This is a genomic window from Pseudoneobacillus rhizosphaerae (assembly GCF_917563885.1).
GTDB lineage: Bacteria > Bacillota > Bacilli > Bacillales > Cytobacillaceae > Pseudoneobacillus > Pseudoneobacillus rhizosphaerae.
In genome coordinates, this window is the sequence record NZ_CAKJTG010000022.1 from 53,889 (window position 1) to 75,315 (window position 21,427).

Genomic DNA, 21,427 nt, shown 5'->3' on the forward strand with positions numbered 1-21,427 from the left:
TAACTTAATTTTTACTTTTAGAATACTTGCTCTACTTCAACTACGCCTGGAACTTCCTCTAAAAGAGCTCTTTCAATTCCAGCCTTTAAAGTAATTGTTGAGCTTGGGCAGCTACCGCAAGCACCAAGTAAACGAAGCTTTACAATTCCATCCTCTACATCAACAAGCTCACAATCTCCTCCATCGCGAAGAAGGAATGGGCGCAATTTATCTAATACTTCTTGAACTTCTACTTTAATATCTTGTTCTGACATTCTTTATCGACTCCTTTCCTAACTTTATTATAATCATTATTAGAGGAAAAATCTATTCTGGAAACTGTAAACCCTGGAATTAAAAAAAATAGGTTTTTGATATAATGATGTTGTAAAATAGAGATAAAAGGAAAGGGTGGGAGAAGTGAAAAATAAATCGGTTGAGATTATTGTTTATGGGGCAGAGGTACTATGTCCAAGTTGCGTTAATCTACCATCTTCAAAAGAAACGTATGAATGGCTCGAGGCAGCCATCACAAGAAAATATGTAAATCAACCTTTTACAATTACGTATGTTGATATATTCAATCCACCAATCGATGAACAGAAAAAAGAATTTGCAGCTCGTGTCATTGAAGAGGATATGTTTTATCCTGTTGTTTTATTAGAGGGTAAAGTGGTTGGGGAAGGTAATCCAAAATTAAAAACCATTTATGCGGAATTGGAAAAATACGGATACTCCGCAGATTAGTAAAAAAGGAGGTGGCTGAATTGCCAACTCCTTTTTATCACCCTTTATGATATTTATACATCCATAATATTCCTGATTTAATTAGTCTCGCCACACGACCAGTAATAGGTCGATCAGCTACTAATCCAAATCCATGTTTTTTACCTAACGAACCAAGAATACCTTTTAATTTTATTGGCGGGAAAGAGGATGGTGGTTCTTCACCTTTCCAGCGCTTTACTAAAACTTGGACAACTTGTTCTGCTTGACCTTCCGCAAGCTGAGCGCTCGGAGCATGTGGTAAGCTTGCACAATCTCCAATTACAAAGACACTCTCGTCATTTGGTAAATGATGCCTAGGAGTTATGACAACACGATCTTGATTGTCTTTTTCAACATCCATTTCTCTTACGATTTGATTAGGCTGAATGCCAGCCGTCCAGACAATGATATCACATGCAATCGGTTCGTCATGGTTGAACAAGTGATTACGTTCAACACGGGTAATATTTGCTTTATTTACGATATGAACACCATGTGAATCAAACCAATTTTGTACATATTGACTTAGCTTATTTGGAAACGCGGATAGAATATATTCACCACGATCAAATAATAAAATCTTAAGATCTGGTCGACTTTCATAAAGCTCGCTTGCAAGTTCAACACCACTAAGACCAGCCCCTACGATTCCTACAGTTGACCCCGGTGCAAGATTATTTAACGCTTGATATGTTTCACGGGACTTTTCAATGGTTTGAATACTATAAGTGTTCTCACTAGCACCAGGAACATTGTGATACTTATCCTCACAACCAAGACCAATAATTAACTCATCATATTTTTCTTGATCATCTTTTAAGAGAACAAGCTTATTCTGTAGGTCAACTCCAGTTACTTCTCCATATTTTACATTCACTTGAGGGTGCTCGGGGAATGACACCCGAATATGCTGGTCTGAAATGGTCCCTGCAGCAAGTGCGTAGTATTCTGTTTTTAAGCAATGATAGGGAACTCGGTCAATTAAGGTAATGGAGACATCAGCAGGTAGCTGATTAGGTAAAAGTTCATTTAATACTCTCATTCCTCCATAACCGCCGCCAAGAATGACAAGTTTTTTCATGTTGTATATCTCCTTTTTCTCTCAAGGATGTTTTCGCAGAAATTGTTTTTCTTCGAAAACATCTTAATAACGAATCAATTCTTCGTTTTATTTAGTAAATGAGACTTCTTTTATATATTTTAGCCAAAACAAAGTATATCTAATATGTGTCCAAATCACAACAGTTTCGCGAAAGTATTGACAATTCAGTTTTTTGAGTATTTTATTGACGATTTTTTAGAAAGAAGGTAGGATAAACTTTGTAGTGGAGAGGTGAAATGAATGATTAAACCAATCATTGAATTTTGTATAAGTAATCTGGCAAGCGGTGCTCAAAAGGCCCTGGAGCAGCTTGAAAGAGACCCTGATTTGGATGTCATTGAATACGGTTGCTTAGGCTATTGTGGAAAATGTGCTTCGACCCTTTATGCCCTTGTGAATGGGGAAGTGGTTACAGGTGAAACCCCTGAGGCGCTTGTAGAAAATATATATCAATTTTTAGAGGAAAACCCAATGTTTTAATTATATAAAAGCTGGTTCTACAGATATTATTTTTCTGAGATCTGGCTTTTTTTCTTATAAAAAATAGTCATTCGTCTTTACGTAAATGATAACGAATAATATGATGAACTATACTATCATAGGCTGTTAAAAGAAAGCAATCGAGGAGCAGTATAGTTGAGATAAATCACAGTGATGTATATACTTTAATTAAAATCTCCAAGGAGGGGAAAAGTTAATGAGTGAAATCGTTCAGATTACAGAAGCAGCAGCTTTACAAATAAAAGATATGATGAAACAAAATGAAGAAGAAGGTGCATTCCTTCGAGTCGGAGTTCAGGGTGGAGGATGTAGTGGCCTTTCTTATGGTATGGGCTTTGAACAGGAAAAGTCGGAAAAGGATATTGAGTTTGAAGCATTTGGAATAAAAGTTGTTGTCAATAAAGAAGATGCCCCTATCTTAAATGGTACAAAAATTGATTACAAACAATCCATGATGGGCGGTGGCTTCACCATCGACAACCCGAATGCGATTGCTTCTTGTGGCTGTGGGTCTTCATTCCGTACTGCAACACAAACAGGAACACCTGAAGAGTGTTAATGAAGTGCCTTCTCAATCGAGAAGGTTTTTTTTGTAACTATGATTGAATAAATGATAGAGCACATTTCAAAAAAAATAGGTTTTCACCCTTACAACTTGTACAAGTACTACATAGGATACATCGTAGTACAATTTAATCTAGAAAAGGTGGGAAAACCGTGAGCTGTAGGAGAGATAGAGTTGCAGGAGTTTCTGACAGAAATTGCGACAGAGACCGTAACAATCGTTGTTGTAGAAACCGTGATGATCGTGTTGCAGGAACAGAAGACAGAAATCGAGATAGAGATCGTGATAGATGTTGTCGTAGAGACCGTAATGATCGTGTTGCAGGTGCAGAAGATAGAAATCGTGATAGAAATCGTTGTTGTTGCAACAGATGTAATTTTCGTGGATTCTGGTTCTAATATTAAAACATTAACACATGAAAGCGACGGGGGCTCTCCCCCGCCGCTTTCATGTGTTAATGTGTCCTTTAAAACATAGAAGAACTATGCAATGGTTGGATTTTGGCTTTTGGATCAATGTACGCCTTTGCATTGTTAACAGCTGTAGGTGCTTCCCCGAAGCCACAAGCAATTAGTTTAACTTTTCCTTCATATGTGCAAATATCTCCAGCAGCATAAATTCCAGGAATATTCGTTTCCATTTTAGAGTTTACGACAATTGAGTTCTTTTCAATATTAAGTCCCCAAGACTTAATTGGACCAAGAGACGAAACAAAGCCATAGTTTACGATGACAGCATCTACATCGATTACTTCTTTTGTTTCACCATTAACACTATCTATAACCACTTGTTTAATACCATTTTCATCCGCGATAAATTCTGCTGGCACAAATGGTGTTTTAATTACAACTTTTGAATTATATAGGTTCTCCACACTATGTTCATGTGCACGGAATTTATCACGACGGTGAATAATCATTACACTATCAGCAATTGGCTCAAGCATTAATGCCCAGTCAACAGCAGAGTCTCCGCCACCAAATACAACAACCCTTTTACCAGCAAATTGATTTAACTCGTCAATAAAGTAATAGAGATTTTTACTTTCGTATTGTTTAGCATTCTCAAGCTCTATACGGCGAGGTTGGAATGCACCATTTCCAGCCGTAATGATAACGGTTTTGGATAAATGTACTTCTTTATTGGTCGTAAGCTTAAAAATACCATCTTCTTGTTTCTCAACTGTGTCGACGGATTGTTCAAGCACAACGGTAGGTTTGAATTTTGCCATTTGTTCTTTGAGATTATTTACAAGCTCTTGTGCTCTAACCTTTGGAAATCCTGCAACATCATATATGAATTTTTCAGGATATAGCGCTGCTAATTGTCCACCAAGTTGAGGTAAGCTCTCAATAATTTTCACAGAAGCTTGTCTCATGCCACCATAAAATGCAGTGAATAGACCAGCCGGCCCGCCACCAATTATCGTAATGTCATAGATCTTTTGGTCTTCATTCATCCAAAATCCCCCCGAGTAATGTGTGAAGTTGCATTCTATAATTAATAATATCATAAATCTTCCATTTACTCACTTTATTATGGTAAAGTAAACATTTAATAAGAAAATCTTAACCCAATGAATACAATGAAAATATAATAAATAAAGCTTTGGAATTTTTTTTGAAAATTCCTAGTTTTCAAAAACTATGAAATAGGCTTGAAAAAGCCATCGGAAAAGCATAATATGGATGTTGGGAATAAATTGTTAAGTTTCTGTGACAATTTGAGTACTTTTTTGTGTCAGGTTAAGTGAAGGGAATCACAAACTTTTTCTGTTATCCAAAAATAAAAACCTTCAAACCAGAGGAAGCTAAGGAAAAGAATTTCATTAATTAAAAAATATAATAAAAGGGTGGAAGTGATCACTTTGAGAAAGCCAAGAATTGTGATTTTAGGAGCCGGTTACGGTGGACTAATGGCAACAACGCGTTTGCAAAAAATGATTGGTGTTAATGAGGCAGACATCGTCTTAGTAAATAAACATGATTACCACTATGAAACAACATGGTTACATGAAGCTTCAGCTGGAACAATGCACCATGACCGTGTACGTTATGATATCCGTGATGTTATAGATCGTAGTAAAGTTAACTTTATCCAAGATTCAGTTGTTGAAATTAAAACAGAAGAAAAAGTGGTTGTATTAGAAAATAGCCAAATTGACTTTGATTATTTAGTTGTAGCACTTGGTGGAGAGCCAGAAACATTTGGAATTAAAGGTTTAAAGGAATTTGCCTTTTCTATTGTTAACGTAAATGCTGCCCGTCAAATTCGTGAGCATATTGAATATCAATTTGCGAATTACAATAACGAAGAAGAAAAACGCGATGAGCGCCTAACCATTGTTGTCGGTGGTGCAGGGTTCACGGGTATTGAATTCCTTGGAGAATTAACAAACCGTATTCCAGAGCTTTGTCATGAATATGATTTAGATTTCCACAAGGTTCGTTTAGTATGTGTCGAAGCAGCTCCAATGGTACTTCCTGGATTTGACCCTGAATTAGTTAATTATGCTGTTTCTCAATTAGAGAGAAAAGGCGTAGAGTTTATGCTAGGGACTGCCATTAAGGAATGTACTCCTGAGGGAATTCTAGTTGCTAAAGGTGAAGAGGAAGTAAAAGAAATTAAAGCGGGCACTGTTGTTTGGGCTGCTGGTGTAAGAGGTAACTCCGTGATTGAAAAATCAGGTATTGAAGCGATGCGTGGACGTGTAAAGGTTCAGCCTGATTTAAGAGCACCAGGTCATGATAATATCTTTATCATTGGTGATAGCTCATTAGTTATCAATGAAGAAATCAACCGTCCATATCCTCCTACTGCACAAATTGCTATGCAGCAGGGTGAGGTTTGTGCTCGTAATATAACGGCCATTATTCGCAACAAAACTGAACTTGAATCATTTAAGCCCGATATAAAAGGAACTGTATGTTCACTTGGTGAAGACGATGCTATTGGTGTTGTATACGGTAAAAAGGTATTCGGTGCTAAAGCTTCCTTCATGAAAAAGATGGTTGATAACCGTGCCTTATTAATGATTGGTGGACCATCACTCGTATTAAAAAAGGGAAAATTTAATATTCTTTAATATAAATAAGGCTGAATCGGCTATTTTATCGATTCAGCTTTTTTTTGATAAAATAAAAAATGGATAAAAAAATGGAGGACATAATGCAAAAAAATAAAAGAGGTAATGTCTGGTTAGGGGTATCAGGTTTAGTTGTTAATAAAAAGGGCGAATGGCTTGTCGTAAAGAAAAGGTATGGTGGGTTAAAAGGTAAATGGTCATTACCAGCAGGTTTTGTAGAAGGAAATGAAACCGCGGATGAAGCAGTAATTCGTGAAACACTTGAGGAAACTGGAATTATCACAATTAATAAAGGTTTAATTGGTTTAAGAACTGGAGTGTTAAAAGGAGAAATAAGTGATAATATGCTGATGTTTTTATTAGAACCAATAGGGGAGCATTCTGTTATGGCAGATGAAAATGAGTTATACGAGGCTAAATTCGTTAACCCTACCGCATTGATAAAAGAAGAAGACTGTTCGGTATTATTACAGTATTTACTAGATAAAAATTTAACTGAAGTAAAGGCTGTAATAGATGGGATTAACCCTGGTGACCAGTTCGGGTATACTGCTTATAAAATATTTTTATAATTTTCTAAAATTAAATGATACAACGAGATATTTTAAGGAAAATGAACTTGTATGCGGTTACAGTGGACATTTTTCATCGAAATTGCCCCTTTTCTTTTAGAAGGATTCTTGATATATTATCAGAAAATTCAATTAAATTTTAAAGGGGATGACAAAATGAAAAGTCAAACAGCAGAAAAAAAGGAATGTGTATATTGTTCGGGTAAAGGATATTTTCAATTATTATTAGGGGGCTCGGAAACTTGCACTTGCTGTGGAGGGTCAGGAAAAAAACAGGATTAACTCTTTGAGTAGGCTGCCGATGAAAACATTTAACTAAATACGCCGCTAAACGGGCGCTTCCGCTTTTCTTATTGACTCACCTTTCGACATTAAGTACACTTAGTTTGTGCTTATTGGAGGGAGAAAAGCGATGCCAATTTGGGTTGTAATTATTTCGATGCTATTATTTTTTGTCTTATTTTTTGGAATTGGTTTTTTATTAAATATGCTGTTAAGAATGTCATGGATTATGACGATTATATATCCATTAATTACGGTGTTTATCGTTGATAAGGTTCGATTTATTGAATATTTTACAAATAGTAAATCAGCCTTTTCACAATTAGGTGAAAAAGTCAGTTCATTAGCTACTGCAGATTTATTAATTTTAAGCAGTGGTCTTGCTGGTGCTATTGTAGCTGGTATGGTCATTAAAATGTTACGGAAAAATGGATATCAAATGTTTTAATGCTTTCACTAAATGGTGAAGGCTTTTTTATTTGATTGATAAATTCAATTTTCAAAAAACTTACTCCTGTGTGTATAATTCCGAATCGAATGGGAAATGAATACACATGGGAGGAATGAAATAATAGATGAAAGATGTAAAGAATTCAACAAAGCGTATTACAATGACGGCCCTGTTTGTATTTGCGTTATTCACTACATTTCAAGCAATATCTGGAGTTGAGGCTAAATCGATCATATCGTATGCTTATAATGCATATGAAGAGGGACGAACTGAGGACGGCTCATATTTCTCACATAAGCTAAAAACATTAGGACTTGCCTTAAAAAAATTAAAATCGATTACTATATTTGAAACGCAAATATCTTCAAGTGAAGCAGTTTCTGGTCAACCAACAAAGCTGGAGGATCTAGATTGGTCTCAATATCCGACCAAGAAAGTAATTGCAACAGGCTATACGGCTGGATATGAATCGACAGGAAAGAACCCGGATCACCCTAGCTATGGAATTACATACTCTGGTGTCAAGGTTAAGAGGGACCTCTATTCAACGATTGCAGCCGATTTAACTGTATTTCCAATTGGGTCAATACTATTTATCCCGGGCTATGGCTATGGAGTTGTAGCGGATAAAGGTGGGGCAATTAAAGGAAACAAACTAGACTTGTTTTATGAGACGGTTGAAGAAGTATATGATAATTGGGGCAAAAAAGCTTTAGACGTGTATGTGGTTGAATATGGCGACGGACGTCTAACAGAAGAAGAACTCTTAAGTTTAAATGAAAACGAATCAATGCAAGTATTTAGACAACAATATATTGGTACCGTAAAAGAATAGGCGAAAAGCTGACATCTATGTTTGATGTCAGCTTTTTTAATGTACAAGACTATGAATAATCAAAGTTAACACAACTCCGGTTATACCACCAAAGAAAACTTCAATTGGTTTATGACCTAAAAGTTCTTTTAATTCTTTACGTTTAACTTGCTCAGGTTTATTCTGCCAGCCCTTAGCTTCATCGACAAATTTATGAAAGTCATTAACGAGTTGATTTAATACAATCGCCTGTTCACCGGCTTGGCGTCTTACTCCTGTTGCATCAAACATGGTGATAATCGCAAAAACAGCCGATATAGCAAAAATGGCAGAACCCATACCAGCCTCCAGTGCAACCCCAGTGGAAAGAGCAGTAACCGCCGCAGAGTGTGAACTTGGCATCCCACCTGTACTCGTTAATAAAGACCAATCAAATCTTCTTGTAGCAATATATTGAATTGGCACCTTTACAAACTGAGCAAAAAAGATGGCTGCTATTGAAGCCCATAATGAAAAATTTGTTAATAATTCCAAACTCAAACACCGCCTTAAAAAAACTATATCCTCTTAATTAAGAATATATTTAGCGTAAAATTTCTTATGTTAATCATATAGGTTATATAATAAGAGTGCAAATTTACTTTTCAAAAGGGGTGATAAAATTGGCTAACTACCCACTAGAATATTATCAATTCTTCGTTCACTTTAACGAGGGGGATTACTATACCTGTCATGACCTTTTAGAGGAGATGTGGCTAACGGATAAAGGAAATTGGTTTCTTAAAGGCCTATTGCAAATGAGTGTAGCCATTTATCACTATGAATACGGTAATGTTAAAGGGGCAAGATTGATGATGAAGGCAGCCCATGACTATTTACAGGATTATCGTCCAAATTACTGGAACCTAGATTTAGAGCCTATTTATGTATTTATTGAGAAATGCCTACAGCTTTTTCCACAAGAAATTGACAGAGTTTCTTACGAGGAAGTTTCACTTTTGCCAAAACTTCCAAAATTATTAATTAATCTAGAAGATGATTAGATGCTCGAAATAATCTTAAAATTTAGATATAATAGGAAAAGCGGGAAGCGGCTGGAAGTGCTAGCACGCTTGCGCTAGACAATTTTTAAAGTGAAAATATAAAAAGGGGGTCCACTAATGTTTTCCGTTCAAGTAGATTGGAATTACGCAACAGAGCAAGAAAGCTTAATTATTGGATTAATCGATAAGCCAGCAAAATTTGGAGGACTTTTAGCTGAGTTAGATCAATTACTCGATGGTCATTTAACACAGTTAGTGAAAAGTGGCGATATTTCTGCCAAAAAGAAAGCCATTTCAAAAGTACATACGTTTGGAAAAATTGGTGCAAAAAGATTGGTTTTTGTTGGTTTAGGCAAGGAAAATGAGCTTAAATTTGAAACATTAAAAGAAGCATTCGGAAAAGTGTTTAAAACCGTCCGTGCAAATAAATTACAAGAGACTTCCGTTTTGCTTAACTCATTTGTGACAGAAGAATTAGACGAAAATGACGTTGCCTATGCATTAAGCGAAGCATTTGCTTTATCGACCTATAAATTCGAAGGGTATAAGCAAAAATCCAACGAACCAGCGAATGAACTAGAGCACATCAATGTTCTGGGTGGTACAGACGAAGCTGTAATTAATGCTGCGTTATCAGTGGGGTACACATTGGGCAAGGGAACTAATTCAGCTCGTGAGCTAGTAAATTTACCAGGCAATATGCTAACGGCTACTGATATGGCAAACTATGCACGTACACTTGGTGAAAAGTATGAGTTTGAAATTGAAATTTTAGAAAAGGACGAGATGGAGAAGTTGGGAATGGGCGCACTCCTAGCCGTGAACCAAGGTTCTGTTGAGCCTCCCAAAATGATAGTCTTAAAATATCAAGGTAAAGAAACATGGGAAGATGTTATTGCTTTAGTCGGCAAAGGGATCACCTTTGATACAGGTGGTTACTCCCTTAAGACTAAGGAAGGTATTGTCGGAATGAAAACCGATATGGGAGGAGCAGCAGCTGTTTTAGGCGCTATGGAGATCATCGGTGAATTAAAGCCTGAGCAAAACGTCATTGCGGTCATTCCTTCTACTGACAATATGGTAAGTGGAAATGCCTTTAAGCCTGACGATGTGATCACTTCTATGAGTGGAAAAACGATTGAAGTGTTAAACACGGATGCCGAAGGTCGTTTAGTATTAGCTGATGCTGTTACGTATGCAAAGCACCACGGTGCTGATTATATCGTTGATATTGCTACACTAACAGGTGGAGTAATTGTCGCACTTGGTATGGACACAACAGGTGCCTTTACTAATAATGAAGAGCTTTTTGAACAAGTACTTGAAGCATCTTTTGAAGCGGGAGAGCCTATGTGGCGTTTGCCGATTTTTGAAAAAGATAAAGAGCGAGTGCGAGGAAGTAAAATTGCTGATCTAAACAATTCTCCAGGTAGAGATGGTCATGCGATTATGGGTGCAGCGTTTATTGGAGAATTTGCTGAAGAAACACCATGGGTACATCTTGACATCGCTGGTACTTCAACATCCAAAAAGGATACGGATCTTGGAACAGCGGGAGCAACAGGTGCTATGACTAGAACGTTAGCGCTATTCGTAGAAAGATTTGAACCGATTAAAAAGTAAGGCTGACTAAAAACAGTACCTATGCACATATGGCATAGGTACTGTTTTTTTTATCTATAACGCCTCTGAAAAAACAAGTTGCTTCAATCAAAGGGAACATCCCTATTTTGGGGTTCTGAGTGAACATTTTTGTATCGACTAGTGGTAAACTTCGATATGGTACATAATATGGATAAATAGGTGGAAGTTGTGGCTGTGGTGCAACATAATATTGATTGGGAGGAATGTTTCTAGGAGCATTCCTATAATAATAAAATTAGTGCATGATTTTCCTCCATTACAACAAAATAAATATATGTGCTGATATATGAATCTATGATTCTATAAAGAATATTTATTGTAAAATATAGGTAAATAAATTATATTATTAGAATAAGACTCATAATGAATTAGACTTTTTCATATGGTGTGCAACTTGGGTTTTTTAGTGGAGGTCCTCTATGGATTTAGAACAATTATTACAATTTATTGAGTCTTATGGATACTTAGGCTTGTTTTTTTGGGTTTGGCTAGGAATTTTTGGTTTGCCAATTCCAAATGAAGTTTTAAGTATGACAGTAGCGATAGCTACCTCACAGCAGTTACTCAATCCCCTTATAGCATTTTTCGTTTTTTATTTGGGAATTATCGCGGCGTTAACGACCTGTTATTTTTTAGGAAGGTCTATTGGAAGCCCACTTATTGGATTTTTTGAGAAGCGTAAACGATATGCACACTTAATTGAACGTTCCTTCAAGTTAATTGAAAAGCATCATGCATTTTCCTTATCTATAAGTTATTTCATTCCAGGAATCAGAAACTTTGTCCCATTTTTATATGGATTTAGTAAGCTCCCTTACCGTACTTTTGCAATATTTTCTTACACAGGTGCTTTTATTTGGCTATGTATAACCTTTTCATTAGGTTATTTGTTTGGTGACCAGATGGATGTCATCATAAATTATGGTAGGGAGTTTCTTATACTTATCTGCGTCGCAATCATAGTATTAATTATTTTAAAAATTATCCTTCGAAGAAGAAGGAAAAAAATGAATATGATGAAGGGTTCAGGCTTTTGAAACAAAAAAATACTGATTTAGATTAAGGGGAATACAGAATGAATCTAGAACATACACTTATCAATACACTTGGTATCACTATTACCAAATTAGAAAAAGGTAAAATTATTGCAACAATGCCAGTTGATGAACGAACAAGACAACCGTTTGGACTTTTACATGGTGGGGCATCGGTAGCATTAGCCGAAACGGTGGCAAGTATTGGAGCTTATGAATTAGTAGATAAAGAAACAGAAGCTGTTGCAGGGTTAGAAATAAATGCAAATCATGTTCGCGGAAAACGGGAGGGTACTGTAACGGCCACTGCAACCGTCTTGCATAAAGGAAAAACAACAATGGTATGGGATATCCAAATTGTTGATGAAGAGGATCAGCTAATCTGTGTCTCTCGATGTACAATGGCAGTATTGAAGTTGAAAAAAAGTTAAGTTAAGGATCAATCTAGTAGAATCTCTAGGTTGATCCTTTTTATAAAGTTAAATTTTGTAGCACCTGCAGACGACTCTGATGAAAGGAGGCTGGTGTCCATTTCATAACCATATTGCGTACAGAACATATAAAGGGAATATCAATTTGTGCAATTTTTCCAAACATCCATGATTCATGAACGACTTTTTTCGTTCGTGCGAGTCGTATCTTTTCGAAACTTGTCATAGCGGTCTCTAGGTGTTTATCTTGTTCTGCACATTTAGCTAAAAAAACAGCATCTTCTATAGCCAAACAGGCACCTTGACCAAGGTTTGGCGTCGTTGCATGTGCTGCATCTCCAAGAAGTAATATGCGGTCATACACATAATGAAACAACGATTCCAAATCATAAATATCCCGTCTAGTTACATCTTTATCTAATGTATTTTCGATGATAGTAGGAATGGGATGATGATATTCCGAAAAATTGGATAATAGCTCATCAGTTCCCCATTCATGAAGACGAGTATCATTTGGTTCTCCATTTTTCAACGCGTACCAATAAAGTCGATTATTAGTTAATGGGATAATACCAAAACGACCTTTTGCTCCCCATGTTTCGGAATAGAATGGTAAGCAATGATCGTAGGAATTTTCTAAAACACCTCGCCAGCAAGTATATCCAGCATATCTAAGATGTTTATCTGGAAAGAGCTGATTTCTAATTGCAGAGTGTATACCATCGCAAGCTAGTAAGTAATCTGTTTTGACGATTGTCCCGTCTTCAAAGAATAGCTGGGACTTTTTATGATTAGTAGTAAAGAAAACTAATTTCTTTTTATAAAAAATATGTTCATCCGAGAGGGCATTTAATAATATATCGATTAAATCCTTTCGGTGAATAAAGGTGTAAAGTGGATAGACTGTTTGTTCAGAGTGTAAAGTTGTAATAGGCTTGCCGTGATTGTCAAAAATAAAATATTGATTACTAGAAATCCCACGTTCTTGGATTTGTGGTAGGACTCCTAAATAATCTAACGCTCTTAAAGCATTGGAGCCCAAAACAATGCCTGAACCAGTGCGACTATTTTCTGCTTTTTTCTCATAAATGGAAACAGTTAATCCAATCCTTTTTAAAGCTAGTGCGGTAGCTAAACCACTTATCCCGCCCCCAACTATGGCAATTTTCCCTTCCATATCATTTAGGACCAAGATGTACCCCTATCATAGAAGAAATGGCCCTTCCTCCTTTCCGATTCATTTTTGTTCTTCCCTTACTATACTAAAATATAAATTGGAATGATGTGGATAATTTTCGAACATTCTAACAATTTAACAAAACGTTCAAAATTATCCATGAATCTATCAAGCTAAAAAATAGAGATAAAAAAGACCGCCTGTTAGGCAGCCAGATAAATAAACACCGTCTTCCTACATCAGATAACGTAAATAGATGTAGATCGTACAGATTACAATAGATAGGATCATTAAAGGAAAAGCAATTAAAAGAAATTTACCAAACGAGATATGATGCCCTTCTTTTGCAGCAAGTCCTGCAACAATGACGTTTGCACTTGCACCGATTAATGTTCCATTTCCACCTAGACATGCTCCAAGTGCAAGACTCCACCACAGTGGTTCAAGATTGGTAATACCTAATGCCCCCATTTCCTTTATCATTGGAATCATAGTTGCCACAAACGGGATATTATCAATAAATGCCGATGCGATAGCGCTAACCCAAAGAATCAGAATAGAAGTGGAGGTCAAATCTCCGCCGGTTAAGTTTATTGAATATTTAGCTAAAGTTGAAATGATTCCTGTTTCTATTAATCCTGAAACGAGAACAAATAGACCGATGAAGAAGAAGATAGTCGTCCATTCAACCTTTAATAATGCCTTATCCAAATAATGCTCTCCTGTTAATAACAATAAAAGAAATGCTCCAGCTAAAGCCACCGTCGCAGACTCTAAATGAAGGAGCTGATGGAGGAAGAATCCAATTATTGTAATAACTAAAACAGATAAAGACTTGATTAATAATGTTCTATCTAGAATTTCATTTTTTTCGTCCATTTGCATTAACTTTGCCTTTAATTCCACAGATGATTTAAGTTGTTTTCGATATATAAAAGCTAAAATTGCAATGTTAACAAATAGGATGAAAAAAGAGATAGCACTTAGATTATAAATAAATTCCATAAAGGTTAGCTCTTTTACGGCACTACCTAACATAATATTTGGTGGGTCTCCGATTAGAGTCGCAGTCCCCCCGACATTAGCAGCGATAATTTCAGTTATTAAATAGGGGATTGGGTTGACACGTAGTTGTTTAGTAATACTAAATGTGACTGGAACCATTAATAGTACGGTCGTCACATTATCCAAAAAGGCAGAACCTACAGCAGTAATAAGTCCAAGGGTTATTAATATTTTTAATGGATCACCTTTTACTTTTTTCGCAGCCCAGATTGCTATGTAATTAAAAAGTCCTGTTTCTGCGGTGATGGCCACAATAATCATCATCCCCGTTAGAAGCCCAAGTGTATTAAAATCAATATGATGTAATGCCTTCTCTTGAGAAACAATCCCAAGGATGACCATGATAATTGCACCAACCATAGCTATGATTGTACGATGAATTTTTTCGGTGACGATAAATGCATATGTGATGAGGAATACGACTAATGCGATTATTGCTTGAGTAGACATTTAAACCCTCTTCCCTTAATTTTTTCTAATGGCTGTTTTCGCAAATAGAGTTGCTATTCGAAATCATGTTGAACCCGTTCGTAATCTTACTTCGTGGCATCTTTTCGTAAGTTCTTCATACAAAATACTGCCTAAACAAGAGGATACTTTTAAAATGGGTCCAAAAGATTACGAAAAGAGCCTTTCTAAAAAAACACAAAAAGGAGCCTTGTGTGACAGACTCCTCCTTTCATACATAAATGACTATATTATCTTTTTCTAAATTGTAATAAACTATTATATTGATGTAAAGTTTTTTTAGTATTAAATAGATAAAATCTTGGAAGCTGTCACATTAAAATAATTTCACGAAAAAGTTTATAAATTAAAGTAAAGAAATCGCAGAAAAGTTAAAAAATTTACATTATATTCGTGTTATAATAAAAAATAGAAAAATGTCATTCTGAAAAGAGGGTAGGTGAATAAATGGAGGGGCAACTTCAGCATTTGTTTATTGATTTTGAATTTACGATGCCGGAAAAAAATAAGAAAAATCCTGATTTTTACCCAGAAATCATCGAAGCAGGAATTGTGGTGGTTCAAAACGGAAAGATTATCGAACAATTTTCTTCGTTTGTGACTCCAATCAAATTTTCTAAACTGACTGATCGCTGTAAATCATTCCTCAATATCACACAAAAACAGGTAGACCATGGGATAGCTTTTCAGCAGCTCGTTCAAAAGTTAACGGAATACCAACAACTTGGTCAAACAACGGTTGTGACTTGGGGTAATATGGATATGAAGGTGTTAAGGATAAATTGTGACAAGGCAAAACTAAAGTTTCCTTTTACAACGAAAGAGATTGACCTTTCCATGGAATACAAACGATTCTTTGGTGACCAGAACCAAACAGGTTTATGGAAAGCTGTACAAGAGTATGGAAAAGAGGGGACAGGTAAACACCATCGCGCACTAGATGACGCCTTAACCACTTATAACATTTTTAGATTAGTAGAAAAGGATAAACGATACCTAGAAAAGCCAGAACCAACAACAATCGGCGACCGTGTAGACTTTTCAAAGTTCTTAAACAAATTCGCCTAAAAGCCAAATCACTTAACAAGTGGTTTGGCTTTTATAGGTGTATTAGGTTTTTTCTCTATTTTTTTAAATACTCACTTTCGATACTAGCAATATTCTTTAGGCTTAAACTAGCCCATTCTGAGGTATCATTTGTGAGCTCATCTCTAAGCCTTTGAATGGAGGCTTTTAAAGAATCTTCATAGGAAGGGACAGTTTCGAGGTATGGTTTAACCATTTGTTTAGGGACATTTGCTTGTTCTCGAAAGGCCAATGCTTTTCGCTCATGGAAAAAACCAAACCCAACTTCCTTTGGATTATGTAAATCACCTTGCATCGGATGCTTAAGGACGGCTAATGTTCGAACTAAGTAGTGTTGTGGACGAATATCGGTAACTTCCCCGATGTATTTTCCTGTTTTATAAATAGATGTAACGATGTCTCCAATATTTAGGTCATTCATTAAAAGTTCCTCCTTTAGTATAAGTGCTACGTAAATCTAATTATGAACAAACCAGTTGTAAAAACCAAGTGCAAAATACAACAAAATCGGGTAAAGTAAAAAAGTGGAGGATGATAATATGAAAATAAAATTAATTTCCCTAATGGCAGTACTAATTCTTATTTTGAGTGCCTGCGGGACAGCTTCTGAAAAAGAAAATGCGAGCAATGAAGATGGTAACACAAATGGTGGAGAAGCTACCTCCGAAGGCTACCCACAGTTAACTACTGAGGTAGCTGAGAACGAAAGATTGGTAGAAATGAATACCTCAATGGGAACAATAAAAATTAAGCTTTTCCCAGAATATGCTCCAAAGGCAGTTGAGAACTTTATTAAACATAGTGAAGAAGGATACTATGATGGATTAATCTTTCACCGTGTGATCCAAGATTTCATGATTCAAGGTGGAGACCCACTTGGGAATGGTACTGGTGGAGAAAGCATTTATGGTCAGTCATTTGAAGATGAATTTTCGGACAAGCTTTTTAATCTTCGAGGAGCTTTATCAATGGCTAATGCCGGACCAAATACGAACGGGAGCCAGTTTTTCATCGTTCAAAATACGACGATTGATCCAAGTTCTATAGCTGGCTATCCTGAAGAAGTGGCAAAAGCATATGAAAACGGTGGAACGCCTTGGTTAGACGGTGCACACACAGTTTTTGGACAAGTCATTGAAGGTATGGATGTTGTAGATAGTATTGCTAATGTTGCAACAGAAGCTGGTGACAGGCCAGCAGAGGATGTTGTGATTAAATCAATGAAGGTTTTGAAATAGGGATTGGAAAAGCCATCTGGTATTTGCCAGATGGCTTTTGTCTGGAGAATTCTGACTAAGTCTCTTTTCTCTAATTCTGTTATAATATAGGTATAATTATGAGACTGAAAGGGAGCACAATTCATGATTTTTAACTATGTATTATCACTTTTTTTATACTTTCCTGAAGATAAATCAGAATATTGGGGTGCAAGCGTAACGCTTCTTATTTTCATTGTTGCTGCTATTTTTGTGATGAAGTTGATCATTCGATACTCCAAAAAAGAAGCATTGAAAACGAAAGAACTCGAAGAAAAGATACTCAAACAGCAAAAAGAGGATAGTTAGTATTCTTCGTATAAGCTCCAAATGATAAGGTCATACTAATGACAAATTGTCCCTTTGGAGGAAGTTAGATGTACAAAGGTTGGATATTAATCCCAGTACTATTGTTGGCCGGTTGTACCGAAGAGGGAAATCCGAAAAAAATGGAAGTAGATGTATTTAATCCAGAAGGGGATTCTCTAGGCATAGTTACCCTTCAAGAAAAATCAAGTGGCGTGGAATTAGATATTAATTTAGAGGGATTACCACCCGGCGAGCACGCCATCCATATTCATGAAAAGGGGATTTGTGAACCCCCAGATTTCAAATCTGCTGGAAACGATTACAACCCCGATGATAAAAAACATGGATTACTTCATCCAGAAGGTGCTCATGCAGGAGACCTGCCAAATTTAATTGTTGGAGAGGACGGTACCGCTAAAGCGAAGCTCTCCGCCCCACATGTAACGCTAAAGGAAGGAAAGACCTCGTTGCTACCAAAAGAGGGAACTTCCATTGTCATTCATGAGGCAAAGGATGATGGAATGACTCAGCCTTCAGGTGATAGTGGTAATCGAATCGCTTGTGGAGAGATTGTAAAAGACAAAAAGAAATAACAAAAATGGAGGATGCTCTTTAGAGTAGGATCCTCCAACTCTTAAACATCAATAATTTTAGAATAAAATACTCTTCCATTCTAATCATTTTTATTTATAATGAAGGTACGTACATTTATTTTTTTTTGTTGAATTGCGAAAACGTTTGCACAACAAAACTAAAACAAAAAAAGGATGACATAATTATGAAAAGACTATTTGAAGTCAATCATTGGAAGATCGTTGAAACAAAACTGCATAAAGAAGATTTTCGATTAGCGGAAAGTATGATGAGTCTTGGAAATGGCCACATGGGGATGCGAGGGAATTTTGAGGAAAGCTATTCAGGAGATTTTCACCGAGGCTCTTATATTGCTGGTGTATGGTTTCCTGATAAAACACGAGTAGGTTGGTGGAAGAATGGCTACCCTGAGTATTTTGGTAAAGTAATCAATTCTACCAATTTTATTGGAATTCGTGTTTTTATCGACGATGAAGAAATCGATTTAAACCAAAGTGTGGTAACCGATTATTATCGAGAATTAGATATGCAGCATGGGACATTAACCCGTAAATTTACGATACAGCAAGGCGATAAACTTACTAATGTTAAAGTCCTACGATTCCTTTCAGTAGCAGAAAAGGAACTCGCAGTAATCCAATATATGGTTACACCGATGAATTATGATGGGAAGATTACTCTTGTTCCTTATTTAGACGGTGATATTCGTAATGAAGATTCGAATTATGATGAAGACTTCTGGGTTGAAATAAACCGAGAAGTTGAAGATTATTATGGCCTTATTATCATGAAAACGAAAGACAATCCATTTGGAACCCCCACCTTTCAAACTGCGTTTCAAATGCAAGTTAACGTAAGTGGAAAAGTAGAAGAAATCTCTCACAGTAACCAACACGAGTATATTGAAAATAAAATCATGATAACAGCTGAAAAAGGCCAAACTGTCACTCTTGAAAAGTATGTTGCTGTGACTACAGACAGAGATTATGAAGCATCTCAACTTGTCCAAAGAGGGAAGGAAGTTTTATCCCAATCTATTGAAAAAGGCTTCGACAACCTTCTTAAAGAACATCAAGATGGCTGGCTTAAGCGCTGGGAAATGGCGGATGTTGAAATTCAAGGCGATGCAGAATCTCAACAAGGCATCCGTTTCAATTTATTTCAATTATTTAGCACTTACTATGGGGAAGATGCCCGTTTGAACATTGGACCCAAAGGGTTTACAGGTGAAAAATACGGTGGAGCCACTTATTGGGATACAGAAGCCTATGCTATACCTCTTTACTTATCAACAGCGAATCCTGAAGTAGCAAGAAATCTATGTATTTACCGTCACCATCAGTTGGATGGGGCTTTTCATAATGCACGTCAACAAGGGTTGAAGGGTGCATTATATCCAATGGTCACCTTCACGGGTATCGAGTGCCATAACGAATGGGAAATCACTTTTGAGGAGATTCATCGTAATGGTGCCATTGCCTATGCCGTCTACAATTATGTCAATTATACTGGTGATCGCGATTATCTTCATGAGTACGGTATTGATGTTCTAACTGGAATTTCTCGCTTCTGGGCAGATCGTGTCCATTACAATAAAATGAAAGATGTTTATATGATGCACGGAGTTACCGGCCCGAATGAGTATGAAAACAACGTCAATAATAACTGGTATACCAATCGGATTGCAGTATGGACATTGACCTACACTCTAGAAGTTATTGATTATCTTTTAAAAAATGGACAGTCGGACCGAATTGCTGGTCTAAGTTTAACAGATGCGGAGCTCAGCAAGTGGATAGAAATTACTGGGAAAATGTATTTGCCTTATGACAAGGAATTAGCGGTGTTCGTCCAGCATGATACTTTCTTAGATAAGGACTTAATGCCAGTTGACCAACTGAGTCCCGATGATCGACCATTAAATCAAAAATGGTCTTGGGATAAAATTTTACGAAGCTGTTTTATTAAACAGGCTGATGTTTTACAAGGCTTATATTTTCTAAACCATGAATATTCGTTAGATGAAAAGCGTCGCAATTTCGAGTTTTATGAGCCGATGACTGTTCATGAATCCTCCCTTTCACCTTCTATTCATTCGGTCTTAGCTGCGGAGCTTGGGATGGAAGAAAAAGCATATGAAATGTATAATCGGACAGCTCGCCTAGACCTTGACAATTATAACAATGATACCGAAGATGGTTTGCATATTACTAGTATGACGGGTTCTTGGCTCGCTATTGTTCAAGGATTTGCGGGTATGAGAACGGCAAATGAAACACTTTCCTTTGCCCCATTTATTCCAAGCAATTGGGAAAAATATACCTTTAAAATTGTTTACCGTGGACACCATATAAAGGTTCAAGTTACGAATGAAAAGGTTGTTATTAGCCAAGAAGGTAGCGCATTTTCTCTGAAGCTTTACGGTGAAGACGTACAGCTAGGAGAAAATAGTTCAATCGAAATCGCACTTAATAAGTAAAGGAGTTCCCTTATGTCTAAACCTCTACAAGCTTTTATTTTTGACTTAGATGGAGTTATTACAGATACGGCTGAATACCATTACTTAGCTTGGAGAGCTCTTGGTGAAGAGCTAGGTATACCTTTTACTCGTGAATTCAATGAAGAGTTAAAAGGGGTATCACGAATGGATTCTCTTGAAAAAATCCTTGCATTAGGGAGTCGCGAGAATGACTTTTCATTAATAGAAAAAGAAGCGCTTGCTACTAAGAAAAATGAACATTATGTTAGATTAATTGCCAATATTTCACCCGATGATATTTTACCAGGGATTAAAGATTTAATAACGGAAATTAAAGAAAAAGGTTATAGACTTGGAATGGCTTCTGTTAGTAAAAACGCATTTACAGTTATGGATTCCTTAGGATTAAAGGGAGAATTTGATATTATTGTCGATGCAGCAACTATTGCAAAAGGGAAGCCCGATCCTGAAATCTTTTTAACTGCTGCTAAACTTTTAAATGTAGATCCATCTGCGTGCATCGGAATTGAAGATGCTGCAGCCGGAGTTGATTCTATTAAAGATGCAGGTATGTTTGCGGTAGGCGTAGGTAGTGAAGAATCACTTGCTAAGGCAGACATCATCTATTCCTCCACAGAGCAGCTTTCATTAGCAAACATAATGAAAGCCTATCAGAAGAAATAGGAAAAAGAGTCCCAATTTTTTTGGGACTCTTTAGTGAG

At 36.6% G+C, this 21,427-nt stretch carries 26 protein-coding genes; 19 read left to right on the forward strand and 7 right to left on the reverse strand.

Annotated elements, in window-relative coordinates:
* Nucleotides 1-17: 17 nt before the first annotated feature.
* Nucleotides 18-254, reverse strand: a complete 237-nt coding sequence (locus tag LRP83_RS17145; protein WP_230497913.1) for a NifU family protein — start codon at nt 252-254, stop codon at nt 18-20.
* 145 nt (nt 255-399) lie between these two features.
* On the opposite strand from LRP83_RS17145, the gene LRP83_RS17150 reads away from it, so the two are divergent.
* Entirely contained in the window at nt 400-726 is a 327-nt protein-coding gene (locus LRP83_RS17150) for a YuzD family protein (RefSeq protein WP_230497914.1), read from the forward strand.
* Nucleotides 727-763: 37 nt separating this feature from the next.
* Here the strand turns inward: LRP83_RS17150 and LRP83_RS17155 are convergent, their stop codons facing one another.
* Nucleotides 764-1,828, reverse strand: a complete 1,065-nt coding sequence (locus LRP83_RS17155; protein ID WP_230497915.1) for an NAD(P)/FAD-dependent oxidoreductase — start codon at nt 1,826-1,828, stop codon at nt 764-766.
* 261 nt (nt 1,829-2,089) lie between these two features.
* Here LRP83_RS17155 and LRP83_RS17160 point away from each other — a divergent pair, with 261 nt between their 5' ends.
* From LRP83_RS17160 to LRP83_RS17170, 3 genes are all read left to right on the forward strand, one after another.
* On the forward strand, nt 2,090-2,329 hold the full coding sequence (locus LRP83_RS17160) for a YuzB family protein (protein ID WP_230497916.1): 240 nt from the start codon (nt 2,090-2,092) through the stop codon (nt 2,327-2,329).
* Between the two features lie 217 nt (nt 2,330-2,546).
* Entirely contained in the window at nt 2,547-2,909 is a 363-nt protein-coding gene (locus LRP83_RS17165; protein ID WP_230497917.1) for a HesB/IscA family protein, read from the forward strand.
* Between the two features lie 158 nt (nt 2,910-3,067).
* On the forward strand, nt 3,068-3,313 hold the full coding sequence (locus LRP83_RS17170) for a hypothetical protein (protein ID WP_230497918.1): 246 nt from the start codon (nt 3,068-3,070) through the stop codon (nt 3,311-3,313).
* A 68-nt stretch (nt 3,314-3,381) separates the two neighbouring features.
* On the opposite strand, the gene LRP83_RS17175 is transcribed toward LRP83_RS17170, so the two are convergent.
* On the reverse strand, nt 3,382-4,374 hold the full coding sequence (locus LRP83_RS17175; protein ID WP_230497919.1) for an NAD(P)/FAD-dependent oxidoreductase: 993 nt from the start codon (nt 4,372-4,374) through the stop codon (nt 3,382-3,384).
* Between the two features lie 399 nt (nt 4,375-4,773).
* Here LRP83_RS17175 and LRP83_RS17180 point away from each other — a divergent pair, with 399 nt between their 5' ends.
* The 5 genes from LRP83_RS17180 (at nt 4,774) to spsC (ending at nt 8,140) form a co-directional block, all read left to right on the forward strand.
* A complete protein-coding gene (locus tag LRP83_RS17180) occupies nt 4,774-6,000 on the forward strand; it encodes an NAD(P)/FAD-dependent oxidoreductase (protein WP_230497920.1) in 1,227 nt (408 codons plus the stop codon).
* A gap of 83 nt (nt 6,001-6,083) precedes the next feature.
* On the forward strand, nt 6,084-6,572 hold the full coding sequence (locus tag LRP83_RS17185; RefSeq protein ID WP_230497921.1) for an NUDIX domain-containing protein: 489 nt from the start codon (nt 6,084-6,086) through the stop codon (nt 6,570-6,572).
* A gap of 156 nt (nt 6,573-6,728) precedes the next feature.
* Nucleotides 6,729-6,854: a YuiA family protein gene (locus tag LRP83_RS17190; RefSeq protein ID WP_230497922.1), complete on the forward strand. Its 126-nt coding sequence runs from the start codon at nt 6,729-6,731 to the stop codon at nt 6,852-6,854.
* 130 nt (nt 6,855-6,984) lie between these two features.
* On the forward strand, nt 6,985-7,302 hold the full coding sequence (locus LRP83_RS17195) for a YuiB family protein (RefSeq protein ID WP_230497923.1): 318 nt from the start codon (nt 6,985-6,987) through the stop codon (nt 7,300-7,302).
* Nucleotides 7,303-7,429: 127 nt separating this feature from the next.
* Nucleotides 7,430-8,140 carry a stationary phase survival protein SpsC gene (gene spsC, locus LRP83_RS17200; RefSeq protein WP_230497924.1) on the forward strand — a complete coding sequence of 237 codons (711 nt, stop codon included), beginning with the start codon at nt 7,430-7,432 and terminating at the stop codon, nt 8,138-8,140.
* 36 nt (nt 8,141-8,176) lie between these two features.
* Here spsC and LRP83_RS17205 read toward each other — a convergent pair whose 3' ends face one another.
* A complete protein-coding gene (locus tag LRP83_RS17205) occupies nt 8,177-8,653 on the reverse strand; it encodes a divergent PAP2 family protein (protein WP_230497925.1) in 477 nt (158 codons plus the stop codon).
* A gap of 128 nt (nt 8,654-8,781) precedes the next feature.
* Between LRP83_RS17205 and LRP83_RS17210 the strand changes: the two genes are divergently transcribed.
* The 4 genes from LRP83_RS17210 to LRP83_RS17225 all read left to right on the forward strand — a co-directional run bounded on the left by LRP83_RS17210 (nt 8,782) and on the right by LRP83_RS17225 (nt 12,271).
* Nucleotides 8,782-9,162, forward strand: coding sequence for a DUF309 domain-containing protein (locus tag LRP83_RS17210; RefSeq protein ID WP_230497926.1), 381 nt, complete (start codon nt 8,782-8,784; stop codon nt 9,160-9,162).
* 117 nt (nt 9,163-9,279) lie between these two features.
* A complete protein-coding gene (locus LRP83_RS17215; RefSeq protein ID WP_230497927.1) occupies nt 9,280-10,785 on the forward strand; it encodes a leucyl aminopeptidase in 1,506 nt (501 codons plus the stop codon).
* Between the two features lie 440 nt (nt 10,786-11,225).
* A complete protein-coding gene (locus LRP83_RS17220) occupies nt 11,226-11,843 on the forward strand; it encodes a DedA family protein (protein WP_230497928.1) in 618 nt (205 codons plus the stop codon).
* A gap of 38 nt (nt 11,844-11,881) precedes the next feature.
* Nucleotides 11,882-12,271, forward strand: a complete 390-nt coding sequence (locus LRP83_RS17225) for a hotdog fold thioesterase (RefSeq protein ID WP_230497929.1) — start codon at nt 11,882-11,884, stop codon at nt 12,269-12,271.
* Between the two features lie 40 nt (nt 12,272-12,311).
* On the opposite strand, the gene LRP83_RS17230 is transcribed toward LRP83_RS17225, so the two are convergent.
* Both LRP83_RS17230 and LRP83_RS17235 read right to left on the reverse strand, forming a co-directional pair.
* Nucleotides 12,312-13,463 (reverse strand): FAD-dependent oxidoreductase, encoded by a 1,152-nt coding sequence (locus LRP83_RS17230; RefSeq protein ID WP_230497930.1) that lies wholly within the window; start codon nt 13,461-13,463, stop codon nt 12,312-12,314.
* A 219-nt stretch (nt 13,464-13,682) separates the two neighbouring features.
* Nucleotides 13,683-14,963, reverse strand: coding sequence for an ArsB/NhaD family transporter (locus LRP83_RS17235; RefSeq protein ID WP_230497931.1), 1,281 nt, complete (start codon nt 14,961-14,963; stop codon nt 13,683-13,685).
* A gap of 465 nt (nt 14,964-15,428) precedes the next feature.
* Between LRP83_RS17235 and kapD the strand changes: the two genes are divergently transcribed.
* Nucleotides 15,429-16,049: a 3'-5' exonuclease KapD gene (gene kapD, locus LRP83_RS17240; RefSeq protein WP_230497932.1), complete on the forward strand. Its 621-nt coding sequence runs from the start codon at nt 15,429-15,431 to the stop codon at nt 16,047-16,049.
* A 55-nt stretch (nt 16,050-16,104) separates the two neighbouring features.
* Here the strand turns inward: kapD and kapB are convergent, their stop codons facing one another.
* A complete protein-coding gene (gene kapB / locus LRP83_RS17245) occupies nt 16,105-16,488 on the reverse strand; it encodes a kinase-associated lipoprotein KapB (protein ID WP_230497933.1) in 384 nt (127 codons plus the stop codon).
* Nucleotides 16,489-16,606: 118 nt separating this feature from the next.
* On the opposite strand from kapB, the gene LRP83_RS17250 reads away from it, so the two are divergent.
* The 5 genes from LRP83_RS17250 to pgmB all read left to right on the forward strand — a co-directional run bounded on the left by LRP83_RS17250 (nt 16,607) and on the right by pgmB (nt 21,389).
* On the forward strand, nt 16,607-17,305 hold the full coding sequence (locus LRP83_RS17250) for a peptidylprolyl isomerase (RefSeq protein ID WP_290369574.1): 699 nt from the start codon (nt 16,607-16,609) through the stop codon (nt 17,303-17,305).
* Between the two features lie 123 nt (nt 17,306-17,428).
* A complete protein-coding gene (locus tag LRP83_RS17255; protein WP_230497934.1) occupies nt 17,429-17,632 on the forward strand; it encodes a hypothetical protein in 204 nt (67 codons plus the stop codon).
* 68 nt (nt 17,633-17,700) lie between these two features.
* Complete coding sequence (locus LRP83_RS17260) at nt 17,701-18,225, forward strand: superoxide dismutase family protein (protein ID WP_230497935.1); 525 nt, start codon at nt 17,701-17,703, stop codon at nt 18,223-18,225.
* A 185-nt stretch (nt 18,226-18,410) separates the two neighbouring features.
* Nucleotides 18,411-20,705, forward strand: a complete 2,295-nt coding sequence (locus LRP83_RS17265; protein ID WP_230497936.1) for a glycoside hydrolase family 65 protein — start codon at nt 18,411-18,413, stop codon at nt 20,703-20,705.
* 12 nt (nt 20,706-20,717) lie between these two features.
* Nucleotides 20,718-21,389: a beta-phosphoglucomutase gene (pgmB, locus tag LRP83_RS17270; protein WP_230497937.1), complete on the forward strand. Its 672-nt coding sequence runs from the start codon at nt 20,718-20,720 to the stop codon at nt 21,387-21,389.
* Nucleotides 21,390-21,427 lie beyond the last annotated feature (38 nt).

Bases quoted from the DNA above. Each gene is read 5' to 3' on its own strand.
- LRP83_RS17145 (WP_230497913.1), bottom strand. From the start codon at position 254: ATGTCAGAACAAGATATTAAAGTAGAAGTTCAAGAAGTATTAGATAAA.
- LRP83_RS17155 (WP_230497915.1), bottom strand. From the start codon at position 1,828: ATGAAAAAACTTGTCATTCTTGGCGGCGGTTATGGAGGAATGAGAGTA.
- LRP83_RS17160 (WP_230497916.1), top strand. From the start codon at position 2,090: ATGATTAAACCAATCATTGAATTTTGTATAAGTAATCTGGCAAGCGGT.
- LRP83_RS17165 (WP_230497917.1), top strand. From the start codon at position 2,547: ATGAGTGAAATCGTTCAGATTACAGAAGCAGCAGCTTTACAAATAAAA.
- LRP83_RS17175 (WP_230497919.1), bottom strand. From the start codon at position 4,374: ATGAATGAAGACCAAAAGATCTATGACATTACGATAATTGGTGGCGGG.
- LRP83_RS17185 (WP_230497921.1), top strand. From the start codon at position 6,084: ATGCAAAAAAATAAAAGAGGTAATGTCTGGTTAGGGGTATCAGGTTTA.
- LRP83_RS17190 (WP_230497922.1), top strand. From the start codon at position 6,729: ATGAAAAGTCAAACAGCAGAAAAAAAGGAATGTGTATATTGTTCGGGT.
- LRP83_RS17195 (WP_230497923.1), top strand. From the start codon at position 6,985: ATGCCAATTTGGGTTGTAATTATTTCGATGCTATTATTTTTTGTCTTA.
- spsC (WP_230497924.1), top strand. From the start codon at position 7,430: ATGAAAGATGTAAAGAATTCAACAAAGCGTATTACAATGACGGCCCTG.
- LRP83_RS17215 (WP_230497927.1), top strand. From the start codon at position 9,280: ATGTTTTCCGTTCAAGTAGATTGGAATTACGCAACAGAGCAAGAAAGC.
- LRP83_RS17220 (WP_230497928.1), top strand. From the start codon at position 11,226: ATGGATTTAGAACAATTATTACAATTTATTGAGTCTTATGGATACTTA.
- LRP83_RS17225 (WP_230497929.1), top strand. From the start codon at position 11,882: ATGAATCTAGAACATACACTTATCAATACACTTGGTATCACTATTACC.
- LRP83_RS17235 (WP_230497931.1), bottom strand. From the start codon at position 14,963: ATGTCTACTCAAGCAATAATCGCATTAGTCGTATTCCTCATCACATAT.
- kapD (WP_230497932.1), top strand. From the start codon at position 15,429: ATGGAGGGGCAACTTCAGCATTTGTTTATTGATTTTGAATTTACGATG.
- kapB (WP_230497933.1), bottom strand. From the start codon at position 16,488: ATGAATGACCTAAATATTGGAGACATCGTTACATCTATTTATAAAACA.
- LRP83_RS17250 (WP_290369574.1), top strand. From the start codon at position 16,607: ATGAAAATAAAATTAATTTCCCTAATGGCAGTACTAATTCTTATTTTG.
- LRP83_RS17255 (WP_230497934.1), top strand. From the start codon at position 17,429: ATGATTTTTAACTATGTATTATCACTTTTTTTATACTTTCCTGAAGAT.
- LRP83_RS17260 (WP_230497935.1), top strand. From the start codon at position 17,701: ATGTACAAAGGTTGGATATTAATCCCAGTACTATTGTTGGCCGGTTGT.
- LRP83_RS17265 (WP_230497936.1), top strand. From the start codon at position 18,411: ATGAAAAGACTATTTGAAGTCAATCATTGGAAGATCGTTGAAACAAAA.
- pgmB (WP_230497937.1), top strand. From the start codon at position 20,718: ATGTCTAAACCTCTACAAGCTTTTATTTTTGACTTAGATGGAGTTATT.